This window comes from Salinisphaera sp. G21_0 (genome assembly GCF_017744115.1).
Classification (GTDB): domain Bacteria; phylum Pseudomonadota; class Gammaproteobacteria; order Pseudomonadales; family Endozoicomonadaceae; genus Endozoicomonas.
This window is the reverse complement of sequence record NZ_JAGHQW010000181.1, coordinates 1-1,132: the sequence shown is the minus strand read 5'-3', so window position 1 is coordinate 1,132 and position 1,132 is coordinate 1. Positions and strand designations below refer to the sequence as shown.

Annotated in this window: 1 protein-coding gene; it reads left to right on the top strand. The window is 51.5% G+C overall.

Features of this window, described 5'->3' with window-relative positions:
* Positions 1 to 1,074 (top strand): IS21 family transposase (gene istA / locus J7439_RS25540; protein WP_209204871.1); only part of this gene is annotated, 1,074 nt, incomplete at its 5' end.
* Between the last annotated feature and the right edge of the window lie 58 nt (positions 1,075 to 1,132).

Genomic DNA, 1,132 nt, shown 5'->3' with positions numbered 1-1,132 from the left:
GAAACCGGTGAAGCAAGGCAAGCACAGATCTTTGTTGCCGTGCTCGGTGCTTCAAGCTACACCTACGCCGAAGCAAGCTGGGGGCAGTCCCAGGCTGATTTTCTGGCCTCTCATGTCCGGGCATTCGAGTTTTTCGGTGGTGTGCCAGACATGCTGGTGCCGGATAACCTGAAAAGTGCAGTGATCAAAGCCTGTCGGTACGATCCGGAGATCAACCCACATTACCAGCATCTTGCCCAGCATTTCGGTGTCTCTGTCATGCCGACACGGCCTTATAAACCAAAGGACAAGGCCAAGGTAGAAGTCGGTGTTCAGGTAGTTGAACGCTGGATACTGATGAAATTGCGCAACACCTTTTTCTTCTCACTGGCAGAGCTTAATCAGGAAATACGTTGCTTACTGGAGGATCTGAATACTCGCGATTTCAAGCAACAACCCGGCTCACGACGACTTGCCTATGAACAGCTGGATCGGCCTGCACTGAGCCCATTGCCCAGCCAGCCTTTTGAATACCTTGATTTCAAAAAGGCCCGGGTCAATATCGACTACCACATCCGCTACAAGGAACATGCTTACTCGGTACCTCATGCGCTGGTTCGTGAGGAAGTAGAAGTTCGTGCCGGGGAAAAACTGATTCAGATCCTCTTTAAAGGAAAGCCGGTAACCAGCCACCCCCGCAAGCGTTGTTCAGGTTACACGACCAAGACTGAACATATGCCGAAGAGTCATCAGAAACATCAGCAATGGACTCCGGGAAAGTTGATGCGCTGGGCAAAAAAACTGGGACCGGATGTGCTTCTCTTTACCAGGCAGTTACTGGACAGTAGAGAGCATCCTGAACAGGCTTACCGCGCCTGCCTTGGCCTCTTAAACATGAGCAGGGATTATGGTGCTGACCGGCTCAATGCAGCCTGTGCCAGAGCGCGTCATGTAGGAGGTCATCGAATTCGTAACGTTAAGGAAATCCTTCTTGCCGGACTGGACCAGCTACCATTGGAAACGCCAGAGTCAAGCGACAGTGACAGAGTGATCCGGAATCATGAAAACATTCGTGGCGCAGCCAGTTACGAGTAAGGGGTTTAACATGATAACTCAGACCCAAACGCGACTTCGGAACCTGCGTCTTACCGGT